The 24,807-nt window shown below is 42.5% G+C and carries 20 protein-coding genes and 2 pseudogenes; 11 read left to right on the top strand and 11 right to left on the bottom strand.

The features are described 5' to 3' along the window. Window positions 1-26 precede the first annotated feature (26 nt). From ACFFAP_RS02395 to ACFFAP_RS02380, 4 genes are all read left to right on the top strand, one after another. Window positions 27-449: a GPW/gp25 family protein gene (locus ACFFAP_RS02395; RefSeq protein WP_375509722.1), complete on the top strand. Its 423-nt coding sequence runs from the start codon at window positions 27-29 to the stop codon at window positions 447-449. Then, window positions 439-2,649, top strand: a complete 2,211-nt coding sequence (locus ACFFAP_RS02390; RefSeq protein WP_375509721.1) for a putative baseplate assembly protein — start codon at window positions 439-441, stop codon at window positions 2,647-2,649. The genes ACFFAP_RS02395 and ACFFAP_RS02390 overlap by 11 nt, the downstream gene beginning before the upstream one ends. A gap of 3 nt (window positions 2,650-2,652) precedes the next feature. After that, the gene (locus tag ACFFAP_RS02385; RefSeq protein WP_375509720.1) at window positions 2,653-3,780 is read left to right on the top strand and encodes a phage tail protein; all 1,128 of its coding nucleotides are present in this window, start codon (window positions 2,653-2,655) and stop codon (window positions 3,778-3,780) included. Between the two features lie 76 nt (window positions 3,781-3,856). Then, a complete protein-coding gene (locus tag ACFFAP_RS02380; RefSeq protein ID WP_375509719.1) occupies window positions 3,857-5,056 on the top strand; it encodes a DUF4159 domain-containing protein in 1,200 nt (399 codons plus the stop codon). 1,125 nt (window positions 5,057-6,181) lie between these two features. Here ACFFAP_RS02380 and ACFFAP_RS02375 read toward each other — a convergent pair. From ACFFAP_RS02375 to ACFFAP_RS02345, 7 genes are all read right to left on the bottom strand, one after another. Further along, window positions 6,182-6,643: a hypothetical protein gene (locus ACFFAP_RS02375; RefSeq protein WP_375509718.1), complete on the bottom strand. Its 462-nt coding sequence runs from the start codon at window positions 6,641-6,643 to the stop codon at window positions 6,182-6,184. A gap of 963 nt (window positions 6,644-7,606) precedes the next feature. After that, window positions 7,607-9,622: a VgrG-related protein gene (locus ACFFAP_RS02370; protein WP_375509717.1), complete on the bottom strand. Its 2,016-nt coding sequence runs from the start codon at window positions 9,620-9,622 to the stop codon at window positions 7,607-7,609. A gap of 237 nt (window positions 9,623-9,859) precedes the next feature. Beyond that, window positions 9,860-10,360, bottom strand: coding sequence for a hypothetical protein (locus ACFFAP_RS02365; protein ID WP_375509716.1), 501 nt, complete (start codon window positions 10,358-10,360; stop codon window positions 9,860-9,862). Between the two features lie 33 nt (window positions 10,361-10,393). Next, window positions 10,394-10,993, bottom strand: coding sequence for a hypothetical protein (locus tag ACFFAP_RS02360; RefSeq protein WP_375509715.1), 600 nt, complete (start codon window positions 10,991-10,993; stop codon window positions 10,394-10,396). Between the two features lie 21 nt (window positions 10,994-11,014). Next, window positions 11,015-11,530 carry a phage tail protein gene (locus tag ACFFAP_RS02355; protein WP_375509714.1) on the bottom strand — a complete coding sequence of 172 codons (516 nt, stop codon included), beginning with the start codon at window positions 11,528-11,530 and terminating at the stop codon, window positions 11,015-11,017. A 1-nt stretch (window position 11,531) separates the two neighbouring features. After that, a complete protein-coding gene (locus ACFFAP_RS02350) occupies window positions 11,532-11,726 on the bottom strand; it encodes a hypothetical protein (protein ID WP_375509713.1) in 195 nt (64 codons plus the stop codon). A 167-nt stretch (window positions 11,727-11,893) separates the two neighbouring features. Next, window positions 11,894-13,054 carry a hypothetical protein gene (locus ACFFAP_RS02345; RefSeq protein ID WP_375509712.1) on the bottom strand — a complete coding sequence of 387 codons (1,161 nt, stop codon included), beginning with the start codon at window positions 13,052-13,054 and terminating at the stop codon, window positions 11,894-11,896. Window positions 13,055-13,765: 711 nt separating this feature from the next. Between ACFFAP_RS02345 and ACFFAP_RS02340 the strand changes: the two genes are divergently transcribed. After that, window positions 13,766-15,904: a serine/threonine protein kinase gene (locus tag ACFFAP_RS02340; protein WP_375509711.1), complete on the top strand. Its 2,139-nt coding sequence runs from the start codon at window positions 13,766-13,768 to the stop codon at window positions 15,902-15,904. Window positions 15,905-15,980: 76 nt separating this feature from the next. Here the strand turns inward: ACFFAP_RS02340 and ACFFAP_RS02335 are convergent, their stop codons facing one another. Continuing rightward, window positions 15,981-17,105 (bottom strand): WD40 repeat domain-containing protein, encoded by a 1,125-nt coding sequence (locus tag ACFFAP_RS02335; protein ID WP_375509710.1) that lies wholly within the window; start codon window positions 17,103-17,105, stop codon window positions 15,981-15,983. Between the two features lie 464 nt (window positions 17,106-17,569). Here ACFFAP_RS02335 and ACFFAP_RS02330 point away from each other — a divergent pair, with 464 nt between their 5' ends. Both ACFFAP_RS02330 and ACFFAP_RS02325 read left to right on the top strand, forming a co-directional pair. Next, window positions 17,570-18,157: a transposase gene (locus ACFFAP_RS02330; protein ID WP_375509709.1), complete on the top strand. Its 588-nt coding sequence runs from the start codon at window positions 17,570-17,572 to the stop codon at window positions 18,155-18,157. Window positions 18,158-18,190: 33 nt separating this feature from the next. Further along, window positions 18,191-18,499 (top strand): transposase, encoded by a 309-nt coding sequence (locus ACFFAP_RS02325; RefSeq protein ID WP_375509708.1) that lies wholly within the window; start codon window positions 18,191-18,193, stop codon window positions 18,497-18,499. A gap of 209 nt (window positions 18,500-18,708) precedes the next feature. Here ACFFAP_RS02325 and ACFFAP_RS02320 read toward each other — a convergent pair whose 3' ends face one another. Further along, complete coding sequence (locus tag ACFFAP_RS02320) at window positions 18,709-19,014, bottom strand: HNH endonuclease (protein WP_375509707.1); 306 nt, start codon at window positions 19,012-19,014, stop codon at window positions 18,709-18,711. Window positions 19,015-19,044: 30 nt separating this feature from the next. Next, entirely contained in the window at window positions 19,045-19,650 is a 606-nt protein-coding gene (locus ACFFAP_RS02315; RefSeq protein ID WP_375509706.1) for a group II intron maturase-specific domain-containing protein, read from the bottom strand. Window positions 19,651-20,168: 518 nt separating this feature from the next. On the opposite strand from ACFFAP_RS02315, the gene ACFFAP_RS02310 reads away from it, so the two are divergent. The 3 genes and pseudogenes from ACFFAP_RS02310 (at window position 20,169) to ACFFAP_RS02300 (ending at window position 23,412) form a co-directional block, all read left to right on the top strand. Continuing rightward, window positions 20,169-20,315, top strand: coding sequence for a hypothetical protein (locus ACFFAP_RS02310; protein ID WP_375509705.1), 147 nt, complete (start codon window positions 20,169-20,171; stop codon window positions 20,313-20,315). Window positions 20,316-21,163: 848 nt separating this feature from the next. Further along, window positions 21,164-21,605: pseudogene (locus ACFFAP_RS02305) on the top strand (SDR family NAD(P)-dependent oxidoreductase). 175 nt (window positions 21,606-21,780) lie between these two features. Continuing rightward, a complete protein-coding gene (locus tag ACFFAP_RS02300; RefSeq protein WP_375509704.1) occupies window positions 21,781-23,412 on the top strand; it encodes an FAD-dependent oxidoreductase in 1,632 nt (543 codons plus the stop codon). A gap of 787 nt (window positions 23,413-24,199) precedes the next feature. On the opposite strand, the gene ACFFAP_RS02295 is transcribed toward ACFFAP_RS02300, so the two are convergent. After that, the gene (locus ACFFAP_RS02295; protein ID WP_375509703.1) at window positions 24,200-24,373 is read right to left on the bottom strand and encodes a hypothetical protein; all 174 of its coding nucleotides are present in this window, start codon (window positions 24,371-24,373) and stop codon (window positions 24,200-24,202) included. Here ACFFAP_RS02295 and ACFFAP_RS02290 point away from each other — a divergent pair. Next, window positions 24,361-24,748 (top strand): annotated as a pseudogene (locus ACFFAP_RS02290) (ISLre2 family transposase); the annotation flags it as partial. The gene ACFFAP_RS02295 and the pseudogene ACFFAP_RS02290 overlap by 13 nt on opposite strands. Window positions 24,749-24,807: the final 59 nt, after the last annotated feature.

The following is a 24,807-nucleotide window of genomic DNA, read 5'->3' as shown; positions in this document are numbered from 1 at the left end:
ATACCTGAAGTTTAGGGACAATAAGCATGGCAAACCTAATAAACGAGCAGCCAAAGTATTTAGGTACAGGTTTGTCTTTCCCATTGCAAAGCAATGTACAGGGAGGACTAAAGCTGAGTTCTGAAGCTCAGAAAGTCAAAGAGGCAATCTGGTTAATTTTGCGTACCGATTTAGGCGAACGTGTCTACCGCCCTGATTTTGGCTGTCGCCTATCAGAACTAGCTTTTGCCCCCTTAAATAACGATACTTTACTCAGAATTCGGATCTACGTATTGGAAGCATTACAAAAATGGGAGCCTCGAATTGACGTTGATGAAGTTCGCGCAGATCCCGACACTGCTGGGCGCGTCAATATTCTCATTGATTATCGTCTCAAATCTGATCCCGACCCCTACAGTTTTGTCTACCCGTTCTATTTAGTTTCAGAGGAGGAGAATAGTGAACTTTGACTTTTTACCTCGGCTTCCCAGTTCTCGCCTGGACGATCGCAACTTTGACGATTTAGTAGAAGAATGCCTGCTGCGTATTCCCCGCTATTGTCCAGAGTGGACAGATCACAATATTAGCGATCCTGGCATTACTCTGGTCGAGCTATTTGCTTGGCTCACCGACCAGATGCTGATGCGATTCAATGAGATTCCCCGCAAAAACTATGTAGCCTTTCTAGAAATATTGGGAATCCGTTTACAGCCGCCGACTCCGGCTCAAGTCAGGCTGACTTTTTACCTCAGCACTCATTTACTGGAAAACTACACCATCTCATGCGGAACAGAGGTGGCAACAGAGCGTACTGAAACTCAAGAAGCCATTATTTTTACTACCGATCGAGACCTGATAATCGGTCAACCGACTATAAAACATATATTGTTTGCACCAGCTGCGGGTAATACTCCTCAATCGCTGCACGATCGCACCGAGCAATGGCATCGTCAACATGACGGTCTTGCAGTGACTCACGAATTTGAACTATTTCCGCAAAAGCCGCAGTCTGGCAATAGCTTTTATCTTGTAGTTGAGCCTGATACCAGCTTAGAAGGAAATGTGTTGGCGATCGCTTTCACAGGAGCGCAAGGCACGCCTACAGGCATCAATCCAAAGCATCCTCCCCGCAGTTGGGAAGCGTGGGACGGCGAATCGTGGGTAAAGGTACTCTTGCAGGAAGCAGACGACACCACTAATGGCTTTAGCTTTGATGAGAATGGGGGAGATGACGATAGCTTCGAGCAGAGTGGTGATGTGATTCTACATCTGCCCGAACGCTGGCCTACATCCAGTTTTGATGCCTATCGAGGTCGTTGGATTCGCTGCACCCTCAGCGAATTTAGCGCACGCCAGCCAGGATATGCAAATTCTCCTCGGATTAAAACAATTGCCATGCGTTCCATTGGCGGATCGGTGCAGGCTACTCAGTGCGTTCTGGTAGAGGAGGAAATATTAGGTATCAGCAACGGCAAGGCAGGGCAGAGCTTTGAAGTTGAGACTGCGCCCATTCTAGAGCGTCGGGGAGGGGAGCAACTGCTTGTTCATCCCCTGGGGAAGCCCCCCGAAATTTGGCAGGAGGTTGAAGACTTTGCTGATTCAAACCCCCAAGATCGGCATTATGTCGTTGATGCCTTGGCAGGCACTATTCAGTTTGGCCCATTGATTCGCGAACCTCAAACGCTGAAGAAGCAAACTCAAGCTCGTGCCGATCAACAGCAAGTGCTGCCAGCAGAGCGATCGCCCAGTCGAGACCTCCACGAGCAAATGATTGAGCAACAGTATGGGGCAATTCCTCCTCGTGGTGCTGAAATTATGTTTACCTATCGTACCGGGGGCGGTAAACAGGGAAACGTGCAGGCGAACAAGCTAAGTTTTATGAAGGCGGCAATTCCTTATATAGACCGTGTGACTAATCATCATGCTGCCGTCAACGGTGCCGATGCCGAGTCTCTCGAACGAGCCGTCTTGAGAGCGCCGCAGATGCTGCGATCGCACGACCGAGCCGTGACTGCTGCCGATTTTGAAGCCTTAACTCTCAAAGGCAGCGGCGGGGCGATCGCCCGCGCCTTGACCTTACCGATGTCTGCCAATCAAACTGCTGGGAGCGTCAGCGTCTGCGTTGTGCCTCAAGCCAATACCGATCTCATTGACTTGGGACGCGGGATTGCTCCAGAAAACTTCTATTTAAATTCGGCTCTGCGCGATCGCGTCTTACACTATCTAGACGAAAGACGTTTGCTAGGCATTCAAGTGCAGCTACAGCAGCCCAACTATGTGGGCGTATCGGTTCAAGCCGAAGTTACCCTAGAGCCTGCCTATAAGAACCCAAGCGCTCAGGCCGAGATTACCCAAAAACTCAAAGTCGCGCTCTATCGCTACCTCAATCCTTTAACTGGCGGCTCAGAGATGACGGGCTGGCCCTTTGGTCGTCCCCTTTATCCGTCAGACATAATGGTTCTCCTTCAGCAAATAGCAGGAATTCAATATTTGGGCGCTATTTTACTGTTTCCTATTCAAAAAAATGGGGAATCTTGGGAGCGGCAAACAACGCCTGTAAACTACATAGATCCCGGCTCCTTGGGTTTATTCTGCTCCTGGGCAGATCCCCAGGCGCGCACAGGACATACTGTGAATGTTCTGACAGACCAATCTGCGGTGAGGATTTAGGGTATGGTGCCAGTACTTACCTCCAAATCAGTTAGTCTTCAGATTTCTCCTATGCAGATTTCTGCGACTACCTCCCAAGGAGGCAGTCGGATGCTGGGAGCTGAAGCCACAGAAGGCTCGCAGCAGCAATCTGAAATTGTCGTTCATCCGGGAGAACTCTGTCGGGTTGCCCTTGAGATTAAAAACTGGGAGTCTCAACCTCGACACCTTACTTTAAAGCTAGATGGGACGTTCCCTTTGGAATGGTGTCGGGTGCAGACAGATGTTGAGACCGCGCCTCAATTTGGGACAACCCTGGAGCATAACTCAGTGGCGCAAACGTCAAACACTGCAATGAAGGCTGCCATCGACCTGTTAACGCTAGAAGTAGCTGCCAAGAAAAGCAGACATGCTGACTTATGGTTTCTGATTCCTGACGATTTTTTTGAGGGGCAAGATGCCCTTCAAGGAAGTAAGGAAAAGCAACTCGACTTTCGAGGTTGTCTGTCGATTTATGCTAGCCAAACCCTGAGTCAAGGGTTAAGTCCACATCCGATTCAAGAATCCAATTTTGAGCTAAATGTTCGACCCCGGAGTACCTATACTACTTTTTTGCCGATAGTTTATCAAGAAGTTGACTACATTCATCGCTTCATCAAAATTTTTGAGCAAGCGTTCGATCCGGTAGTGAATAGCTTCACTTCAATGTGGGCGCATTTAGACCCCTTGACTGCACCTCAAGCGCTGTTGCCGTTTCTAGCTCACTGGGTGGACTGGCCAATTGATGCACAGCTAGATTTAATCCATCAAAGGCGGCTGATTCGACGCGCTGTAGAAATTTATCGCTGTCGCGGAACCCGTAAGGGACTTCGATTTTTTCTACATTTATATACGGGTTTACCGCTCGACGAACAAGTTGAGCAAGAAGAAGATAAATCAATCAGCATCACCGAACCCTTTGGTCAAGGATGTGTATTTGGATTAGCCCATGTGGGAGAAGATGCGATTATCGGCGGTGGCAAGCCTTATCACTTTGATGTACGCTTGCGCGCCCAGCCGAATAGCCCAATTGACGAGCAGCTCGTCCGGCGAATAATCGATCAAGAGAAACCTGCATTTTGCTCTTACAGCCTGCGGATAGAAACAGAATAGATAAAAACAGACCATTGTTGAGCCTTCACCCAAAACTTATTCAACGGAATTAGTCTATCGTATTGGAGATATTCTCATGGCCCATCCTTTTCCAAACCCAGCGATCGCCCCTATGCAGCGCCAACAAGTTAGAGATGGCTTGCTCCTAACTGCCGAGCGTTGGCAACGTGCCCATGACTATCAGCGCAAACGCCAAAATCTTCACTATCAGTCAATCAATCAGCCAGGAATTGTTTGCGGGTTAGGAGTACGGGTAATTCCAGCCCCAGAAGAAGTTGCCGCTCAATATCGAGACAATCGCTGGGTACAAATTCAGCCGGGAATTGCCATCGATCTAGAAGGGAATCCGATCATCGTGCCCCATCAAATCAATTTTCGGATCGCAACCGAGTTAAAGGATTCAGAACCTGTCACTGTTTATTTGGTTGCTCAGTATCGAGATCCCGATCAGTTGGGGGGAAGCCCCGATCGAGAAGTCGTACAGGAAACCTTCAGAATTGACGAGAGAAGCCGTCCCCCTGAGCGTTCAGACGTGGAGCTTTGTCGTGTCCTGCTGCGAGCGTCGCAGCAGGAATTACTCCGCACACCTGCCGATGTCTTTTTTCCGGGATATGGCGATTTAGACTTGCGTTATCGCCGTCAAGCACAGACAAGACCTCAAGGCTTAGTTCAAATTGCCGAAATTAACTCTGATGATGAAGATTGTAGCCGAAATTTTTTCAATCTCACCTACTTACTGCGCGCAGTTGAAGATATCTATCCATCCTTAAAAGGTGCAGAAACCGTCGATCGAGTTACTTGGGATGGAGACCTGCATCCTTACGAACTGCTATATCTGACTGGGCATCAGGGTTTATCGTTAAACAACCAGCAATTCTCGAAACTTTCAAGCTACCTGAAGTCAGGGGGCACTTTGCTGGTCGATGCCCCTGCCGAGAGTACAGAACTGATTCAATCAGTCCAGGCAATAGCTCAACATTTGCAAACACCACTGAAGTCTTTACAAGAAGCTCGGCGCGACCATCCCTTGCGGATAAAGCCGTTTCTATTTTCTGCGTTGCCAATAATGGATGGAACTAGAATTCAACTGTTATCTGGCGGGGGAATTATTCTAGCGATCGGCAATCTGGGTGGATTATGGGGTTTAGATGAACAATTGCAGCGATCGCGAACTGACATCAGAACCGCTCAAGAGTTAGGCGTAAATATCCTACATTTCGCCTGGAAACGCAAACAGACGCTTGATTTACAGTCTGAAGAGGGCGCTGTTGCATAAATCAACCCAGTAAGATTAAGGGTTTCAAGTGAAATGGCACGCTCGTTAAGATGAAACCTGATTAAGGCAGGGGGTAAGGTGTAGTTCATTGAAAAACCTCCCAAAAGTATGGAAACCCTGCGTCTTTTAGACCGCAAAGAAACACGACACGGCTACCGCTTAATAGCTGTCAAACTCTCCACAGTTGAATGGCACGCTTGTAAAGCGTAAAGGTAGATGAGATATAGATTCCAGCTTTTTATCAACGAATCGTGGGTGGATTGACGCTTGACGCTTGCGATCGCTCTATGAATGCAAACAGATCACTATAGACAAAATGATGATGCACCTGACTTTTCCCGTTAAGTCATGAAACAACGAAGCAGCAAGAGTTTCAGACTATACTTTCTTCTCAATAACTTAAAATTACTGACAATAAATTACGAGAGAATAGGGCTTTGGGCTAGGGGTATAGTAAGCGATCGCTCAATCAAGGAGATAACGGGAAAAGTCAGATGATGCACAGGTTGCCCAAAAACTTTTAGTTAAGAAAAGCGGTGTTGCATAAATGCAGGGCGAACGCATCTTAATTGCTAATAAGAATTGGGAAGTAAATTCAAATATCTAAAATCAAGCCAGATCACTGAGATAAATAGTGAGGGCAAATCAAAGTATAAACTCAGATATTAAAAACTTATGATTTTTCATGAAGATGTAATTTTAAATCAACACTTAGCAGAAAGTGGGCAACATTAGTTAACTTCCTACAATCCTAAATCTAAAAGTAGTTACAGCCTAATTAAATGCCCTATGAAACCAGATTTAAGCCAAGGAAAGTAATCTAGCTAAATATTGATTATCCATCGCCGCTAGAAATTGTTTATTTTTTATTCCTACCTTGGGCTTTACTTTATTTTCACTATGACTTTACCATCAATGCCCGATCGCTTATACTTCATCCCACACGCGTTGGTATAAGCCTTGTCGCGCTTACATTGCTGCCAAAATTCCTTATTTAGTATATATCTACTACATTTAGATGCGTTCCCTGTGCATAAATGCGCGATGAATCGGGGGTTGAAATCATTGATAATTCGTTCCAAATTGGGCGAAATCATCCCATGATACAGCAACGCCTAATTAAAATTAAACTGCAAAAAATTCTTCAAAAAATGGATAAAACTTGTTTGCTAACAACTCAAAGTTTTCTCCAATATAATCAGGGCGAGCTATTTTATAACCTCTGCCATTGTACCAATCAGGATTCATCGCTGGAGAATAACATAGATAAGCTGTGCCCTCTTTGTAGTACCCAGATATAGTTAAGATACTTATTTTAGGTAAATAATTTACTTTAAAATTTCCGACAGCACGGTTTCCATTTTTAAAAGTAATAGCTAAATTATTATCAACAATGTTTTGATAGTCTTTATGTAATGATTTTAAATAGGTTTTTGGTACAACTAAAGCTGCATGAACCTTACCTATTTTTCGAGCCGATAACTGAAACTTAGTGTCGCTAAAAACTTGTCCAGCAATCTTATTAACCTCTGTTTGAAAATCTATTTGTACCGTGTAAAAGAGTCGTTCTAAATCTAAATTGAGCATTACTTTACCTTCCCAAATTCAACTATTATCAAAAAATATTATGAGATTTTTATGGTCTAAAATGTTTGCTAAAGTTACATTTTTGTCTAAAAATGCAGATTTTAGTACTAATTAATGAACTAAATATCAGGTTCATTCTTGAGGCAAAGGAATTAATAAAAATGAAATTTACAAAGCGATTAATCATTAGATACTCTGGAGCTAAATTGATATTCATCTTAGACTACATACGGCACAATCTGTTTTCCAGAAATACACTAGAAGTAAAGCAACTTGCTAATGCCCAATCTGTTCTTTATTAGCTCACCATCAGCCACGCCGACAGCTTTACTGATGAGAGACAGATTAGCTCTCGGTCGAACGGCAGTAATGTTTTTCAGTCGTTGCGGCAACTGATGAAGCGCAATCACCCCGCTTTGGTAACGCCCCACGTTTTGATTTACTCTGTTCCATGCACGGCAGTAGGATTTGTCAACGCTCGTCAGCGGCTCCAGAGGAGTTTGACTTGTAATGAGGGTATAGCTATGAATGGCACTAAGATAAGGAAAATCGTTGAGGTTCTTGGGTGCAGAAGGGCAAAGGAGCAGGGGAGAAAGAAGAAGTTTTAGGCATAGGGATGGAAGAAATAGAAATTCCCCTCTGCACAAGAGCACTCCTGCCCCTGGAGCATCCTTACGCTGCCTACCCTTCAGCTTAACTTAGTGCCATTCCGTTTACACACCAAGTAATCTGCGCTTGAGCTAGCCCAGCCCAAATTTAAAAACTCAACCTCCAAGGTATTCAGTCGATTTAGCTACGACCGAGCAAGGAAGTTATGCAGTAATAGCTTCTCAAATCCTTATAAGTGAGGCTTTTTAGCAGAGTAATCAAATTTTTCTTAATTGGTTTTCTTACTTGTGCCAAATTCCATTTCATAATTAATAGTCATTGAATGGAATAATCTATTGCAGACTAATAGTTTTCTTACAGAATCTGTGGAAGACCGTTAGCAGTGACCAGTCCTAGCATTGAAACTGTCGGAGCCGTGATGGTGATTGCAGAGCCTGACGTTAAGGTGATTGGAGCGGCTGACACTGCTGAAATTGGCCCACCTGCCACTATATTAGCGGCACCTCCTGCCTTGACACTGACTAGACCACCGGCATTGACATTAACAGCACCGCCACTACTAACATTAACTGCTGCTGCTCCATTTACATTAATCGTCCCTGTGGTTCTAAGATTAATCATCATTGCAGTATCAACAAAGGTTAGCTGTTGTCTCATTCTAGTTCTAACGCTAACAATAGATTGTGTATCATTTAAAATCACTTGATTTCTACCTGACGTTTTAATTTCGATCTTTTTCGATCTAGGTTTGTCATCCATACGGATGCTATGCCTACCAGCAGTTTTAATTTCTATAAATTTTTGACTATCGTTGATGTCGATACGATGTCCGCTCTTAGTTTTAATATAGATTCCTGCTTTGGAACTTTTATCATCTTCCTCGACAAATTGAATTGTATGTCCTGTACGAGTTTTAATAGTGCGTACTCTCACTTTGCGGTTCTTAATAGTATTAGCAACCGTTTCAACCGTTTTGTCCTTGCCATTCCACACACCCCCTACTATATAGGGCCGATGAATATCCCCATGCTCAAAACCAACAAGCACTTCATCATTAATTTCTGGTAAGCAATAAAATCCTCTTTTATCGGATGCCCCTAAACCCACCACTCTTGCCCAATGACTGTCATGCTGTGTTGTCAAAGTGGGGAATTGTACTTTAACGCGACCCAAACCTTTTGGATCTTTATTATTAGTTACCAGACCCACTAAGAGAGTTTGACCAGGTTGCAGATGGGTTTTGGGCGGCAGTGTAGAAAGTAAGCTCCCTTCTCTCAGCCCTCTAACTGTAAAATCAGTTTTGTAAACTCTATGACTGTAGCGGTGACAAGTTCCTGTTATGTAGTATTTACCGCTATAGCGAGTTCCCATATTTTTCAGTGCAACCACTTTGCCTGGTCGGATTTTAGGGTTTCCTTCAGCTTTGGCATCAGCAGTTACAAACTCTCCGCCTAGCTCATTACAAAGAGCCTGAGCCATCTGTTTAGCTTCTTTTGGACTATCTACAGGTTGGTCTACCACAATCATTTTGGGAGGTTGTTTCATTCTAAACTCCCGACTGATGCGGCTCCCGTCGCCATTTCCCGTTACCGTCACTAACTGTTCCTTTGAAGCAGTTTCTGAGATTAACTTTTTCTGAGTATAATCCCAGCTATTAACTTCGACCGAACTAACTTGTTCAGCACTGGTAACTCTTACGTCAAAGCTACTAATGTCTTTAAGCCACTCCAGCTGGAGAGAGACTTCACTTTTGGGCTTGCGAAAATAAAGCTTATTGTCCTGCACAAAGAGTTCAAATCCTATTCTGGCGGCGCGCTCCCGCAGAAACTCCATATTGGTTTGATTTTCTTGGAAAACATATTCATGGGGAACACCACTCATATCTACTTGACCAATTTGAATCCGCGCTTCGGTAGCAATACGTCGCACTATATCAGTATCTGTAGAGTTTAAGAAAGATCGGTTGTAGCGGCCCCGATGCAGTCGATGGGAAACGTCATAGCCACGCACGATAAGATGGGCTTCAGAGGTCTGGGAAAATTTGACTTCAATACCCGTAATTTCACCCTCAATTAACCGTTGCTCTTTTTCACCCACCCGAAATTCAGGATCTTCTGTCGTACTAGCATCAAATCCAATTGTAATGCGATCGCCAATATTAAAGTACTTTTCGTTTTTCCAAGTCTCGCTGTTCTCGCTCGCGGCGACATAGACATTATGAACTTTGATGACAAACATACTTGGCATGTGTAAGCTTTCATCCACAATGATTTCTAGAATGTCCTTCATCAGTTCATCTGGTGCATTGGCTCCACCCAGTTTGAGTATAGGCTTGGATAGATAAAGGGTTTGACTATTGTTAGTAGACATTAAAAAATACTCCCAATATTATTAGGCAAAAATTTAGAGGTTATTCTCTTGATAAATAATTACTAATTCGTAATTTATAAGTTGTAATTTACGAGGTAATAATTACAAATTACGAATTAATAATGTCCGAATTATTTCAGTATTAGGTTCAAGTTGTGGCACTAATTGTAATTACGAATTATATTGACAGATAGAATACATTCTTGGATTGAGACAACCTTTAACAGGTTTTAAAATTTAAGGAAATGTTTTAGCAGTGGCTCCTGTTGTCGGTGGCTTTCCTCCCGGTATATTTTCAGGATCGACTTCTTCAAGCCCAATATTAACGATCGCTTTAACCGGAGTGCCATCAGCCAGAAATAAAGTTAGTCGATAGTTCAAACTCGTCATAACGCAGTGAAAATAGCTATCGTGCCAGGTCAAGATATAGACTGGTGGACGACTAAGAGTATTGTTACGAGCCGTTGCACCCTTTTTAATGTTGTTAATATATTCCTTAAGAACAGATGTCTTTTTTTCATAAGTATCAAATAACAAATTCTGTAATGTAAACGAATAGGGTTCTACCCCAGAAAAATTAACCTTTGGCAATAAAGTGGTTCCCCGACTGCCTGTATCACTATCCCAATTTACTCGCCGAGTGAAATCAAGTTCTGAGGGATTAAACATGAACTCAATATCTTTGGCTTGTCCGCTGAGGTCACTATGAACTATTAGCTTTGCTTTTTCAAGTTTCATTGAGTTTTCTTGAACCTTTTGAATGCATTAAAATTACCAAGGTAAACAGCCTACAGACCTTCCCCGTCGCTCGCCCTCATGGATTAAACGGTGGTGCAAAAGCTGCTCGATTTCCTGAACCAACTGTTCTAGTACATCTGTTGACTGTTCAGATTTTGAGGAAATCTGCTGGGTTGCAATCGTTTGGTGCGAAAAAATTCGGTTGCTTTGATGGAAACCTTTACGTTCCATCTCAAGGTTTAGATGCGGACTGAGGCGATCGCAAACCATCTGTGCAAGCAACTCTAAATCTTCTGCTGCTTGCTGAACAGTATTGACGGCTGGAGTTAGGACTTCCTCAAGTATGGAGTTTTGGGGCGCAAAAGTACCTGGTGGAAGCTCACCCTCCTGCTGGGTCAAGAACAACAGGGCTTTAGCACGTTGGTCATGGCGATCGTTGTCATAAGCCAGTAAGTCTCGAATACTAGACTGTTGTGTGGATCGATCGGTTGATGTCTTCGCTGCGTTACTCCGATTGAGCTGCCGCAATAGGTCATGAACTGTCTTATCTGCTTCGTTGTCTACATCATCGTCAGAAGCGCCGTTAGAGCGCTCTGACGATTTGGACTCAATAGGGCGGTTAAACTCACTCATGATTAAACTTCCAATTTTCGTTCATTTCCAGGCGCTTTCACCAAAATATCCCTTCGCATCTCTAGAGACTGCATCGCCACCAGCAGACTGCTTGCCAATTTTCAAACCCTCAAAGGCTAAAGTTAATTCTTCAACTGCAACCGTATTCCCATCAGCCTCTAAACTTGGGAGTTTCCACCCCACTGGAATGGCACCAATCAGGCACCAGCTCTTCATGATTTCTCCAGCTTGGTTGTATGTCAAAATAGTAACGTTGCGTCGCTGCGTTTTTTGCTCAAATAATTCGCCTAACCACTGCGAAAAGGTATGGTCGTCAGTTGTCCCCCGCTTTAGTGTGATATCTGAAAAACGAGTGTGTCCTAAACTAATTCTTTGCTGCTCGTTTACGCCACCCTCATAATATACCTCCTTTTCCACTTCAATACTGATGCCTGAACATTCTGAAAATGAAGCAACTATATTTTTCCCAATTTCTACATAGAATCGGTTGGTTGTAACGTAATTCTCAGCGTAAGAATTGGATTGTTGTGTAGCCATTTTATTGTCTTCCTGTACTAGAGTTACCGATTCTTTCTATCTGAATTTTGATGTCTGCGTAGAGTCGTTCGTAAACGCGATCGCATAATTGATGCATTAGCACCGGATTGTTGAGATATTGTTGAGCTGACTGTGCCAGACGGTTATACTCAAAATCTGTATAGGTTAAGTTTGCATGACTAAATTTTTGGGACATGGACATCACCGAATCATTTATGGGTGTTAACTTTCCAAGGACAGGCTTAGACGACTGCTACACTATGATGTGCGTATTTCCGTGGATAAGCCCATATTAAGGTGGGTAATGAAGGATGAAAACAGACAAACGTCGCATTTCAAATCCCAAAAGGCAGTTCCTTAAAATTACTTCCAACTTTGAATCAGCATTTGGGCATCCTTAAAAAAGTGGCTCGTCTCAGAAATTTGTTCAGCCAGAGTTCGCGCATTGCGAAATTTACCATTTCTAGCCAATTCTTTGGCAAAAGAAAGTCGACAAAAATCCAACTCCCGCAGTTTTTTCTGATACTGCTCCGAGCTAGGCGGCTCTTCTGAAACCATTACGTTATAAGTAGAACCATTGATGCGGCTTGAAGACGGCTGTTCTAAAGTCTTCACCACAGCTTGCTCCCTGCCTAAATGAAAACGAGATTGTAGTTGCTTTAGGTCAATCTTCCTCCAGATTGAATCAAAAAATTGCCCTGTGAGACTTATAAAGCGCGAGGTAAACGAGCCTGATGTCCGAAAGATATCCCGAAAAATACTTGGATGGAATAGTTGAACATGCGCCCGATTTTTTGGTACAATCTCCGCAGGCTTTGACATTGAATATTGTCGCATCCTCGATTGGAAAACCGTTTGATCCAGCTCGGTAGACAATGGCCGTATTGCTTGATAAACCGTTCGATCTGCTGGATTATGAATGGCTGAGTCCGAGTATTGGACAATAGTCCGATCTGTTAAGTTTTGATTGACCGAATTTGAATATTGAACAATGGTGTTGTCATGGTTTTGAACTACAGCAACCCCAGCAGCATTAAGATTTTTAGAATCATTCTCTAAGGAAAATTGAGCAATGGGATTTGGTGTAAGGCCTACTGCCTCAACAGTTTGCGTAGGTTGAGATGAAGAGCCGATCCGTTCTACCACTCCAGGTTTTTGGGGTGAGATAGATACATGATTGACTAATACTTCCGAAACAGGAGAGTGTTGGGGCTTTGGGTTCGGTAGTATTTGCAAAACGGTCTTGTCATTTCCTGCTTCTGCTTCTGAAAGAGGACTTGCGACTTGCACAATGGTCACATTTTCAGAGATTTGTGCTGACAATGGTTCTGCGTTGATGTCGGTGTCTATTGCGATTTGAGAAGGTCTGACCGATGGAGTTTTGACTGAGTGAGTCCTAGTCCATTCAGGCTGGCGCGATATGCGTAGGCGTAGCCCGCCGGAGGCATCGCTTACTTCTACCTGTTCGAGTGCCTCCCGTAACTTTTGCTCTGAAGGGTCAAGTTCGTTGAATGGATTCTGCATAGAGGGCTGTCTCATAATCATTAAGTGTATAGGTTAAGACATCAATAAACATTTATTTTTTAGACGACAAGTCTAGAAAATATTGGTTGGTTTCGCACCCTTGTGAGTGCCTATCCAATTAGCACAACATTGAAAGAAGATAATCTCAAATTGGGGCAGAGGGAGAAACGCAAAAAACAAACAGTCATACTTTTAAGCAACTACTTAGATATAGACTATATAACTCTATATAAGAGAAGTTTAAAGCAGAAGAGATCAGACAGAAGTCTGATTTGATTTCCTCACATAAAAAAGGAAAATGATATTGCAGAACTAAAGGACGATATCTCAGGCACTAAGGGACTTCCAAGAAATAAAATATACAAATAGTAAAAATGATAATCATTATAAGGTGGGTGGAGGTCAAGGGTGGGGAGGGAGAGGATGCTAATATCCTCTCCCTTCCATAATAATGATTATCATTTCAATATACTGTATATTTCATTCTCTGGAAGTCCCTAAGTCAAGATAAGTAGCTGTGAGGAACACACAGAGCCGGGAGATGCTACTCTAAGAAGAAATGCGGAAAGCTGAAACTTCAGTAAGTAGACTTATGTATAAAGTCAGATGCACGCTAAAAAAGAGTGTGTTAAATATAACACTTTTAACTTAGTAGTTACGGTGCGAATTTTCGCGCAATTCAACTGCAAGTAATTAGATGGAGCCTGCTAGATGAACTCAACTCATTTGTCAGAGCCTTGGATAGGTCGCCGTCTAGGCGATGGTCAGCGTTATCGTCTAGACAAGCGTCTAGGAACGGGCGGCATGGCAGATGTATTCTTGGCAACGGATACCTTGATAGGTAAGCAAGTAGCGCTAAAGCTACTCAAGGATACATTTGTAGGGTCGGCAGATTTGAGAAAGCGCTTTGAACGTGAAGTAACTGTCTCTGCTGCCCTCAAAAGTGAGCATATTGTTGAGGTCAGTGATTATGGGGTGACTGATGAAGTGCAACCCTTTTACGTCATGGAGTATCTAGCTGGGCAGACACTTAGACAATTATTGCAGCAACAAAAACGGCTAACTGTAGAGCGGACGGTTACCATTATTAGCCAGGTATGTGATGGACTTAAACTTGCTCATGAAGGGGTCACCCTCTGGCGAGATCGAGGAAGGTGCAGTGAGCATGTACAGGTAATCCATCGTGACTTAAAGCCAGACAATATTTTTTTAATGCCTACATCGTTAGGCGAACTAGTGAAGATTTTGGACTTTGGCATTGCCAAAATCCGTAATGACTATTCTGAACATACAAAATTAACAAGTATGTTCATTGGTACAATTCACTACGCTGCCCCTGAGCAATTTGCAACTAAAACAACAGGTGTGGATAGGCGAGCAGATATTTACAGTTTGGGAATGCTACTGTACGAAATGCTCAGTGGAACTGATCCGTTTGGGCTTGGTCGCAATCCCCAAGAAATCAGCCCGATGTCGTGGTTTGTAGCTCACACATCTGAGCAACCTATACCGCTCAGGTCACAACTAGATTGTGAGTACATTCAGCCAGAAATAGAAGCGGCGGTTATGCAGTGTTTACAAAAGACCCCAGATGATCGCTTTGCCACAGTAGACAACTTGAAACGAGTGCTGCAACTGGCTTTTACTAATAAAAGCGAGTTAAGCAAATCTACTATCCATTTTGGGCAAGAAATTTTTGTAGACACTGATGAGCCGAACCCGCCAAATAAAAGTATTTTCTATTTGGATCAAACAGTTGCAGAATCAATAGAAAAAGTTAGAACATATGATTTGCTCCCAAATACCTTAATAAAGGAGACAAAAAAACAAGGAGAGGAAAAAGGGCAGGATCAGAAAAAATTACAGCCACTTTTACGTAAAGCAACACTTGTAACTGCTGCTCTTGCCGCAAGTGTAAGTTTGGGTATTTACACTTTTACTCAATTGCAAGCCGACCCACATCAGGCTGTTTTAGAGAGCGCCAAACAGCTAAAAGCTGGAAAAAAATTTGACGAGTGCGTCAAGAAAGCACAAACAGTGCCACAGAAATCAAGTATTTATGTTGCTGCTCAAAATATAATAAACGAGTGTCAGCTTGCACAAGCTAAAGATTTGGCGCAAAACAACAATATTAAGGATGCGATCGCAAAGCTCACTATCATCGCATCAAATAGTAGTTTTTACCAAGAAGCTCAACAGTTAATTAGCCAATGGTCTGAAAAGCTTTTTACACAAGCTCAAGAATTATACCTCAAATCTTACAACTCCCAAGGCTTTGAAAATGCAATTAATATCATCAAAGCTATTCCGAAAACTAGCTCTGTTGCCAAAAATGCTAACGAAACCATCCAGAAATGGCAAACTGAGTGGAAAAACAATGAAAATTATCTACAATTAGCTCAGAATGCACTCAATGAAAGCAACTGGGCAGAAGCAATAAATCAAGCTAATCATGTAAGGCTACTTGGGCAACCGATAAAGCAAGATACCCACTATTGGCAAACTAAGATGAAGCCAATTATTGAAAAAGCAGAGGAACACATAACAGCTAGTAAAAATATTCCTAAACCAACAATTCTTCCACAACCAAATCGGTCTGAGTCAATACTAAAACCAGTTAAGTTTGAATCAACACCAAGAGTAGTTAAATATGAATCGCCATCAAAACCAGTTCGGACTAAATCTTTACCAAGAGTAGTAAGGTCTGAATCAGCACCAAAATCAGTTCGGATTAAATCATCACAAAAAACTCAACCTCAGCCACTACTAAGACTAGTTCAGTCTAAACCCCGGCGAAAAACCCAGTTTAAGTCTGCACCAAATACAGGTTGGAGCAAAAAGAGATTGTAAAAGAGTTAGTTATCAGTTGTTAGTTGTCATTAGTAATTTTTCTCCCCCTGCTCTTTTGCCCCCCTGCCCTTGTGAATTACTTCACTGACTGCCAAACTTTGATAGTATTGTCTCCGCTAACACTGGCAAAGGTTTTTCCATTTGGGCTGAAGGCAACAGACAAAATTCGCTGGGAGTTTTCTGCAAAATCACGAATTTTTTGTCTAGTTTTCACATTCCATATCTTTACAGTTTTGTCCCAACTACCACTCACGAGGATTTGACCATTAGGGCTGAAAGTAATGGAAGTAATTTCATCTGAATGACCTGCCAGAGAGGCTTGCAAATTCCCTGTCTCCACAACCGATAGTTTAATTGTTTTATCTCCACCGCCGCTAGCGATAATTTTGCCATCTGGGCTAAAAGCAATAGAGTTAACAGGATGTGTATGCTTGGCAACCGTGCGGATAAATTTGCCAGTTTTTAGATTCCACAACTCAACAGTCCTACCTAAACCACCAGTAGCAAGGGTTCGATTATCTGGGCTAAAGGCTAATGAAGTAACCCATTGTTTTTCTGCTATGTTACGACGTAAATCACCCGTCCTAACATTCCATAATTCAATAGTCTTGTCACCACTACCACTAGCAAGAGTCTGACTATCAGGGCTGAAGACGACACTTGTAACAATATTGGAATGCTTAGGAAAAGTCTTGATCAGATTTCTATTCCTCCAATCCCATAGCCTAACAGCACCATCTAAACTACCACTAGCAAGGAATTGACCATCTGGGCTAAAGGCAAGGGCATTAACTTGAGCTGGTTGTTTTTGATCATTAAGGGTGCGTTCTAGTTTCTGCTCTGCTAAATTCCAGATTTTGATCGTTTTGTCTGCACTCCCACTGGCCAGGTATTGACCGTCTGGACTAAAGCCGACGCAACGAACTGGAAGTGTATGTCCTCCTTCGCCACGACCAATGGTCAACACATCAACAGTTCCTGGTTGCCAAGAAGGATTTAAGACAGCAAGGCCATTTTGCTTACTTTGGGGCTGTTCAAGTGGTTTAGATAATAATTGGTTTACCTTTGTTTGAGGGACAGGTAAGGTTTTAGCTGATACCTCGTATCCAAAGAAAGAAGTTGGACAATGAAATAAAGGTGGGATTGAAAGAATTAATGAGATAGTAATCCAATTAACGTAAATACTTTTTTGAGGAAACATAAGACATCATGTTTAAAGTAACCTTAAGTATGATATCGCTGTTTTAAATTGAACTTCCTCATTTACCTATGATTCTTCCACCGCAGGGTCGAGGCGACTTGACAGAGCGACAATGGAAGCGATTGAAGACCTTCTGGAGTTTAGACTAGTCAGGAGTGCAAAACTCAGAAGGCTCATTCTATAAAGCCTAAAAACCAAGGTTTTAGTTCCTGGAAACATCTTAAATCCGTATCCTTATTTTTTGGAAATTTAGTTTGGTACTCCTAACTAGACTAAACCATGAAAAACGACCCAGCACGCTTGAGTTAATCAGAGACTTGCCAAAAATATAAACAAGTTTTGATATTAATACCAATTTAATGTGAAGCTGCATAGAAAAGGGCTTCTAGAATAAAGTTATAAGAAGAGACAGACATAACCTGTTCAACTGTGATATCAAATCCGGTAGCATCGAAGTGATATAATTGTCACTAAAAAATCAAGGGTGCATTGTTAAGGCGATCGCCATGCCGAAAAAATTGAAACTAGAGCAACATCACTCTGTAGAAGAGTTGTCAAAGCTTTACCGTCAAGCATCAGACCCCATAGAACGCACGCGTTGGCAAGTAATCTGGCTCCTAGCTTGCGGATACAGGGCAGAAGAAGTAGCAAAAGTCACAAAATATCGGCGAGGTTCTATTTATAAAATCGTAGGTCGTTATAATCAATTAGGTGTTGATGGTTTAAAGGATAAACGTCACGAACATCTCGGTACTGAGACGTTGGGATCAGAGATGGAACAAGCTTTACTGTGGCAAGCATTGCAAGAGCCACCACCTGATGACGGTTTATGGAATGGTCGAAAAGTTGTGGATTGGATGAGTAATCATCTTGACTGTCCTATCCACCCTCAGAGGGGGTGGGAATATTTGCGGGCTTTTGAGATGCGTATAAAAGTACCACGTCCAGCACACGAACTTGCAGACTCAGTAGAACAAGAAAATTGGAAAAAAAACTCGTACAAACACACCGGAGTTGTACGAGCCTATCCCACTAATATCAAAATGTGGTAATTTATTTCTGGCTTGAGTTGGGTGCATCACTGTATGGCTGGGCGTTTTGAAGGATTGAGCGACTTGGAATGGAAGTTGTTTAAAGATATATTTCCCAAGGAGTCAGAAAAACGTAGTAAAGGAATGCCTCATGCGCCGTATCGCCATGTGCTAAATAGTATGTTGTACATTCTGATTACTGGGTGTCGATGGTGTGATCTACCACGGGGGGATATGTGGGCATCGAAAAGCTCGTCCCACCGATGGTTAAAGCGATGGCGCTCAGATGGAACATTTGAATATTTACAGGGGCGTATATTAGCGATGCCTGCGGCGGGCTACGCCTACGCTGATGAAAGATGAAGTGGTTAAGTTCGGCTTGGGCGAGGGTTTGGTTGTCAACCTTCTGAAGCTGGGCTGACTGGTGGGCGAGAATTGCGTCTACCCAAGTCTCAGCAGCTCTCTTGTCCCCTGTTGGATTAAACTCAACGAGGTTGTTACCAACCCCGTTGGTCTTCAAAACCGTGCGTGAGACTTTCGCATCATCCGGCTCCTCAATGGTTTGGTGCTTGTCATGCATACCTCATTACCCATTTGTCCTCAACCCGTTCGAGTTTTTTGGTGGGCTTAGGCTCGGCACTATTACAGCCAGATTTTGTGCCAGGACTGCCATCTAGGGCTGTCTTTGTGTCGTGGCAATGTCTGTGTAAAAGTTGAAGATTTTTATAATCATCCTTTCCACTTTTCGATTTCGGAATGTTATGGTCAACTTCCATCACATCGTCTTCACGGAAGAACATTTCGCAGTGGGTACACTTCCCTTTTTGCTTTTTTAGGAGTTTTGAAATCCTATTTGGCATTTCTGGGTTATTACCCATTCTCGAACTCCAATAAACCAGATTTCCGTCCTATGGTGACGATTCGCCTTTAACTTTCACATGAGGCACTATTGGAGTGTCGGCATGGTTTAGTAACCGAAGTGGGGTTAACCCTGACTTCCTGGTTGCGAATACCCAATTATCACCGCCTATGGATTGCCAATACCTTTTTGACACCCATTCCCCGTTCTTTTTAGGATGGCGGCGTTTTGCCCAAGCGCTTAACTTTTGGTACGTGAGGTCATCGATATCGGAGTAAGCTTCCTTACTTACCACAGTCGCGTAGTAGTTAGCCCATCCCCTAATGATTGGGTTTAAATGGTTGATTAGCGCCGCTTGCGGTGCTGCCTTATGAGCTTCAATAATACTGGCGATTTGTTTATAATGTACCTTTTGCTTCTGCTTGCTTGGGGTGATGATTGTCTTAAATCCCTGCTTCGAGTGATACTTTCCTTGTGGAAATTGTTGTATCGTAAAACCAAGGAAATCGAACCCTGGTTTTGAAAGCTCATACTGTATGAGAGTGTGAGCGAGTCTCGTTTTACTGGGCTTTAATTCCAAACCCATGCCTAGTAACCATTCAGAGATTATCTCTTTACATATTTGAACAATGGTTATGTTTTCGTGGAGAATCACGAAATCGTCGGCATAACGAATTAAACTTAAGCTTCTACGTTTATCCTTCAGTTGTCTTGGCGCAGCCTCTCCCTTTGGGAGAAGGTTCTGTACCTTGCGGCTAATCCTCCGAAACCCTTATGAGTTTTAGTTTCTAGCCAACGATTCGCACGGTTATGCCGAGTTCTGCGGCGATTCTTTTGAGGCGCGGGAGGGTGTAGCGTGAGAGGACTTGCTGTGTATATTGCGGATGTGTCATTATTTAAATCTCCATGTATTTGGAAAAAAGGCGATCGCACAGTTTCTCTGGCTAGGGCGGTCGCCTTTTGTTTTTGAGACTTTAGTTTTAGCTGTTAGCCTCATGTAGACTATCTTATGACATCAATATATTGATATCAATATGTATATATCAATATATTGATAATAAGCTAGAGTTGTTAATCTATTGAGGTAAACAGATGCATATATTGGTTTCAATGGCGAGAGCTAAAAAAGCTGTGCCATCAGCACATGGTTAAAAAAAGACTCAGTATCAATTTATGTTGACTCCATCGGCTTCAGAGATGCTCGATCAACTAGCAGAAGCCGCAGGCATTACTCGCTCAGAATGCGTAGAGAGATTGATTCGCACAGCAGATTTTTTGAAAATAAAGGATTTTGATATTAAAGAAGTTGACGCAAGTTAATGAAGTACCTTGTTATTGACCCGATGAAATTTTTATCGGGTCTGTCGCGCTGATACTGTTGGCAGAAAGCTGTCCTATCCTTACTTGGCATCTGTATTTTGACTAATACTCAAGGTAGACCAAGTTGACTAGCTCCGATTGAAACAACGTTAGATCGTGTATTGCAGCAACTTAATAATCAGGTGGTGCTAATGCAGCGATCAGGTAGTTAGTCTGCGATCAACTTAAACTCATGTCACCGTCATCAAAGAAGTGGAATTATGAGCAAACCACCTTCTAAGCGTAAAAAATCTGCCTCTTGGGTATCTAACGAATCAGAACTACCAGTTCACCCCGCTAACCAAGATATCTTTCCTCAATAAAACACAGATTCAGCAACAATAACACTTGCAGTTGCCGAAATTGAGGAGTTAACTAACGATGAACAAAGCGATCGCTGTCATCTCGAACGCAAAGTGGAACAGGCGTTTTTTGAAGCTGGCAGGGCTTAATCATACCACAATTCAATACCCATTGAAACGCCGTAGTCTTAAAGTGGCACAATGAGCAAACAATCTTCCAGACACAAAAAGCTACCTCTGCTGCGTCCAGTGAATTAAAACTGCCTTTTAACTCTACCAAAAATTTTCTCAATTCTCTGTTAAAAATCTCAGTTGAAACAATTGTTTTCAAGGTTCATCTATGTCGAAAGGCAGAACTTTTCATTTTAGATATATACCATTGATGAGTTGAAAAATTCAAAGCCGATCAAATAAAGTAAAGCGTGCAAGCAAAAACTATCTGAATATTTTTCAATTGATCGGTTTGGCATAAATTGTTCACAATGTAGAAATAGAAACAAATAGCGTATGGATCTTAGTCTTAAAGATAAAGTCGCTGTAGTTACTGGAGATGATTTCGGCATTGCAAAAGTGACGGCTAAACTGCTTGCTGGTGAGGGTGCAAAGGTTACTATTATCGATAAGACTTCAGAAACTCTTCGACTGGCGGCTGAGGAGTTAAAAAAAGTCTGGAGAAATATTTACGGTTCAGGCAGACCTCACCCAGCCTAAAGAAGTTGAAGCTGCCAAAGAGCAAATACTTGAGCGCTTTGGAACAGTTCACATTCTTGTCAATGCAGCAGAAATTACAGGTGTTACAGGATATTTCCTGGAGCTAGCCGATGTAGAGGAAACCAGCACCGCAAGGCAAAAGTCAAAAGTTAAAATAATTGTATTCCGGGCTTTTGCACCATTTGAAATGGCATGTTTATTTCCGCCGTGTTGTACTAGTACTCGACCAACCCAATAATCAGGGGTGAAAGCAAGCTGTTTTTTAGCAGGAGGAGAGCTGTTATATCAATTGGTAATAAAGGGGTGTAAGACCTTACAGGCGTACCAAGATTGTATCTAGTTTTTCAGCTTGGAATCTGTAGCTGGATTTGAAAGAATTGGTATAACTATTATTCTTAATTTAAAAGTTGATTATGAAACAGATAGAAGCAGTTGTTGGCAATATCACCAATCTAAATGATGGCGAAATGCGACAGGTGTCTGTCGGCGAGACAGAAGTTTTGCTAAGTCGTATCGATGGAAAGTATTATGCTGTCGGCGCACACTGCACTCATTATAAAGTGTCACTGGCAGAGGGGGTGCTGAGTGGACATCATGTTGTTTGCCCTTGGCACAATGCCTATTTTAACGTGACAACTGGCGACCAACTAGAGCCACCTGGCTTGGATAATTTAGATTGCTATGAAGTACGCATTGAAGGTGAAAACGTTATTGTCAGCGTACCAGAGCAAACAACAGGATTCCGCTCGCCTGCAATGGCGCAATTCGACCCCAACGTTGATGGACGCACATTTGTCATCTTAGGTGCAGGGGCGGCGGGTGTCCATGCTGCAGAAACTTTGCGAGTGGCTGGATATCAAGGGCGAGTCGTGATGATTACTCAGGATGACAAGCTACCTTACGATCGCACCAAGCTGACAAAAGACTACTTCATTGGTAAAACATCCTCCGAGGAAATGCCCCTGCGATCGCCCGATTTCTACAAAGAACACGGTATTGAAGTGCTGTTGAATAAGCGAGTTGAACGGGTGGAAACAACGGCAAAAGCGATCACCTTTACCGATAGCGCCAGCGGTAGCGACGTAGGAACGTCTGGTGATTCATTAACTTATGATGCCCTATTAGTAGCAACAGGAGGAAAACCACGCCAGATAGATATTCTAGGTGCGGACTTAGAAAATATTGTGACATTACGTAGTTTTAATGATACTGATTATATTTTGACAAGTATTAAGGAAAAAGGACAAGCGGTAGTCATTGGTTCGAGTTTTATCGGCATGGAAACCGCAGCTGGGTTGTGTCAGCACGGCTTACAAGTAACTGTGATCTCGCCGGATTCTGTACCTTTTAAGAAAACCCTGGGCGAGGAAATTGGCAAACTATTTCAGCAAGTCCATGAAGAAAACGGCGTTTGCTTTAAGTTTGAAAGAAAAGCGGTGCAATTTGAAGGTAACGGTAAAGTAGAAACTGTAGTTTTAGATAATGGTGATCGCTTAAAAGCAGATATAGTAATTGTCGGAATTGGTGTACAGCCCGCAACAGACTTTCTTGAGGGTGTCGATTTGCATCCCAAAGATGGCAGTGTTGTTGTTGATGAATACTTGCGTGCAGCTGATAGCATATATGCCGCAGGCGATATTGCCTATTATCCCGATTGGCGTACCAGCGAATCGATTCGCGTTGAACATTGGCGAGTCGCAGCCCAGCAAGGGCGAATTGCAGCTCATAACATGGCAGGTAAAACAGTCAAATTTAGAGGGCTTCCTTTGTTTTGGACGATGCAATTTAAGTTTCCGTTGCGCTACATCGGACATGCCCAAAGTTGGGATGAAATAATTGTCGATGGAGATTTGCAAAAACAAGAATTCATTGCTTTCTACCTCAAAAAAAATAAGGTCTTAGCAGTTGCAACTAGCCATAAAGATAGGGAAACAGCAGCTATCTCAGAATTGATGCGCTTGAATCAGATGCCAACTGTTGAGGAATTACGAAGCGGTATAATCGATTTGATTCAAAAACAGCCTGAAGCTAATAATCAGCACTAGCTTTGTAGTCAGTGCTTTAGTACTCAATTCAGTACTTTAGTGCTGATAATTAATCAGACAGACTAATAAATTTGAGATCAAAATAATTTGCAACCTCCTGCATATATGACACTTTTCCTACCCAAACAGTGATCGCTCGGACTCAGCATATCATCACCCAAATATCCTGGCTATTATAAAAAATTTTGGTATAGTGAAATAGCATATTGTTTGGCAAAGGCCTGTTTTCTAAGGCTGCGTTAGCAGAGCTTAACGAAGTTATCGCTTAACGGTAAATCAAGCCTTTGAGCTTGTCCTGCAGCAAGGTTATGGTTTCAAAAGCGGCAAACTTATGGTTACAGTCACATTTTCGCTGTCGGTTCGCGGACAAAGTGAAAATTGTCGCAGACTATGTGAAAATATTCGCGGACTAATTGAAAATTATGTTTGTGTAACCCTTATTCTTTCGTACTAAATGGCGATCGCTGGTTACAGAATTATTGCTCCAAAGCCTTGTACTGTAATGAGTTGCATTTTTTTCCTCATTTGGCGGAAAATTTCAATTAGTCCGCGAAAAAGGTCGGGAATTTTTCATCTACTGTGCGACAAATTTTCACTTAGTCTGTGACAAGGTACGCTAGAACCCTGATTATTCCGTTGAGAATTTTTCAATATAGTCTGCGAACCGACATCGCCAACATGCTCAAGCAAAGCGAGTATATTGGAAACGAAAATAGAAACTATTACGCCATCGCTACCATCAACTACAAAAATCATCCACACGAATATCCCGCCAAATATCGGTTTTCTACCAACCTGATTTCCCTACTGATTGAACTTTTGTGTTATCACGCACTTGTATGTAATTAGGTTCTATTGGTTCTGGAATCGCTGCTGGTGGTTGCTCATCAACTCCCTGCGCTGAAGAATTAACGTTATCAGCTTCCAGATTTTGGAGGCAAGCTTTTTCAATATGGAGCAATTGCTAGTTCATTTGAAGCGGCCTACACAATTTTAACTGGTTGGGGGATTAATCTTAGTTTCAAACGAATTGAACGCTTCACATATAATTTTGGTAAAATTGGCATCAACTTGCGTCAATCTAAAATCAAAAATTAAGCAACTAGGAAATTTAGCTGAAGGCAATGTTCTTAAAGGACAAAGAGTTGTTATCGCCGTAGATGGGGGTCGGAGTAGAATCCGAATTAATAAAAAAGGAAGAAAAAACTCCCAAACTAAGCGACACGGGTTCATTGGTCAATGGGTTGAGCCAAAGTTATTCACAATTTATGTTGTTGATGAGCAAGGCAAGAAAGTAAGTAATTCTGACATTCCTATTACTAATGATGGCACTTATGACGCAGGGCTATTTCATTCTAAATGCTGGCAATATATGGTATAGTCAGCGCACAAATT

This window comes from uncultured Nostoc sp. (assembly GCF_964245575.1).
Classification (GTDB): Bacteria; Cyanobacteriota; Cyanobacteriia; order Cyanobacteriales; family Nostocaceae; genus Nostoc.
Note: the sequence above shows the minus strand (reverse complement) of the source record. Positions and strands in the feature narration are given on the sequence as shown.

Excerpts from the sequence above, each read along its gene's own strand:
- ACFFAP_RS02320 (WP_375509707.1), bottom strand. The coding sequence starts at position 19,014 with ATGGGTAATAACCCAGAAATGCCAAATAGGATTTCAAAACTCCTAAAA.
- ACFFAP_RS02325 (WP_375509708.1), top strand. The coding sequence starts at position 18,191 with ATGGCTGGGCGTTTTGAAGGATTGAGCGACTTGGAATGGAAGTTGTTT.
- ACFFAP_RS02310 (WP_375509705.1), top strand. The coding sequence starts at position 20,169 with ATGTTGACTCCATCGGCTTCAGAGATGCTCGATCAACTAGCAGAAGCC.
- ACFFAP_RS02360 (WP_375509715.1), bottom strand. The coding sequence starts at position 10,993 with ATGAGTGAGTTTAACCGCCCTATTGAGTCCAAATCGTCAGAGCGCTCT.
- ACFFAP_RS02340 (WP_375509711.1), top strand. The coding sequence starts at position 13,766 with ATGAACTCAACTCATTTGTCAGAGCCTTGGATAGGTCGCCGTCTAGGC.
- ACFFAP_RS02365 (WP_375509716.1), bottom strand. The coding sequence starts at position 10,360 with ATGAAACTTGAAAAAGCAAAGCTAATAGTTCATAGTGACCTCAGCGGA.
- ACFFAP_RS02300 (WP_375509704.1), top strand. The coding sequence starts at position 21,781 with ATGAAACAGATAGAAGCAGTTGTTGGCAATATCACCAATCTAAATGAT.
- ACFFAP_RS02375 (WP_375509718.1), bottom strand. The coding sequence starts at position 6,643 with ATGCTCAATTTAGATTTAGAACGACTCTTTTACACGGTACAAATAGAT.
- ACFFAP_RS02395 (WP_375509722.1), top strand. The coding sequence starts at position 27 with ATGGCAAACCTAATAAACGAGCAGCCAAAGTATTTAGGTACAGGTTTG.
- ACFFAP_RS02345 (WP_375509712.1), bottom strand. The coding sequence starts at position 13,054 with ATGCAGAATCCATTCAACGAACTTGACCCTTCAGAGCAAAAGTTACGG.
- ACFFAP_RS02380 (WP_375509719.1), top strand. The coding sequence starts at position 3,857 with ATGGCCCATCCTTTTCCAAACCCAGCGATCGCCCCTATGCAGCGCCAA.
- ACFFAP_RS02355 (WP_375509714.1), bottom strand. The coding sequence starts at position 11,530 with ATGGCTACACAACAATCCAATTCTTACGCTGAGAATTACGTTACAACC.
- ACFFAP_RS02335 (WP_375509710.1), bottom strand. The coding sequence starts at position 17,105 with ATGTTTCCTCAAAAAAGTATTTACGTTAATTGGATTACTATCTCATTA.
- ACFFAP_RS02370 (WP_375509717.1), bottom strand. The coding sequence starts at position 9,622 with ATGTCTACTAACAATAGTCAAACCCTTTATCTATCCAAGCCTATACTC.
- ACFFAP_RS02385 (WP_375509720.1), top strand. The coding sequence starts at position 2,653 with ATGGTGCCAGTACTTACCTCCAAATCAGTTAGTCTTCAGATTTCTCCT.
- ACFFAP_RS02350 (WP_375509713.1), bottom strand. The coding sequence starts at position 11,726 with ATGTCCCAAAAATTTAGTCATGCAAACTTAACCTATACAGATTTTGAG.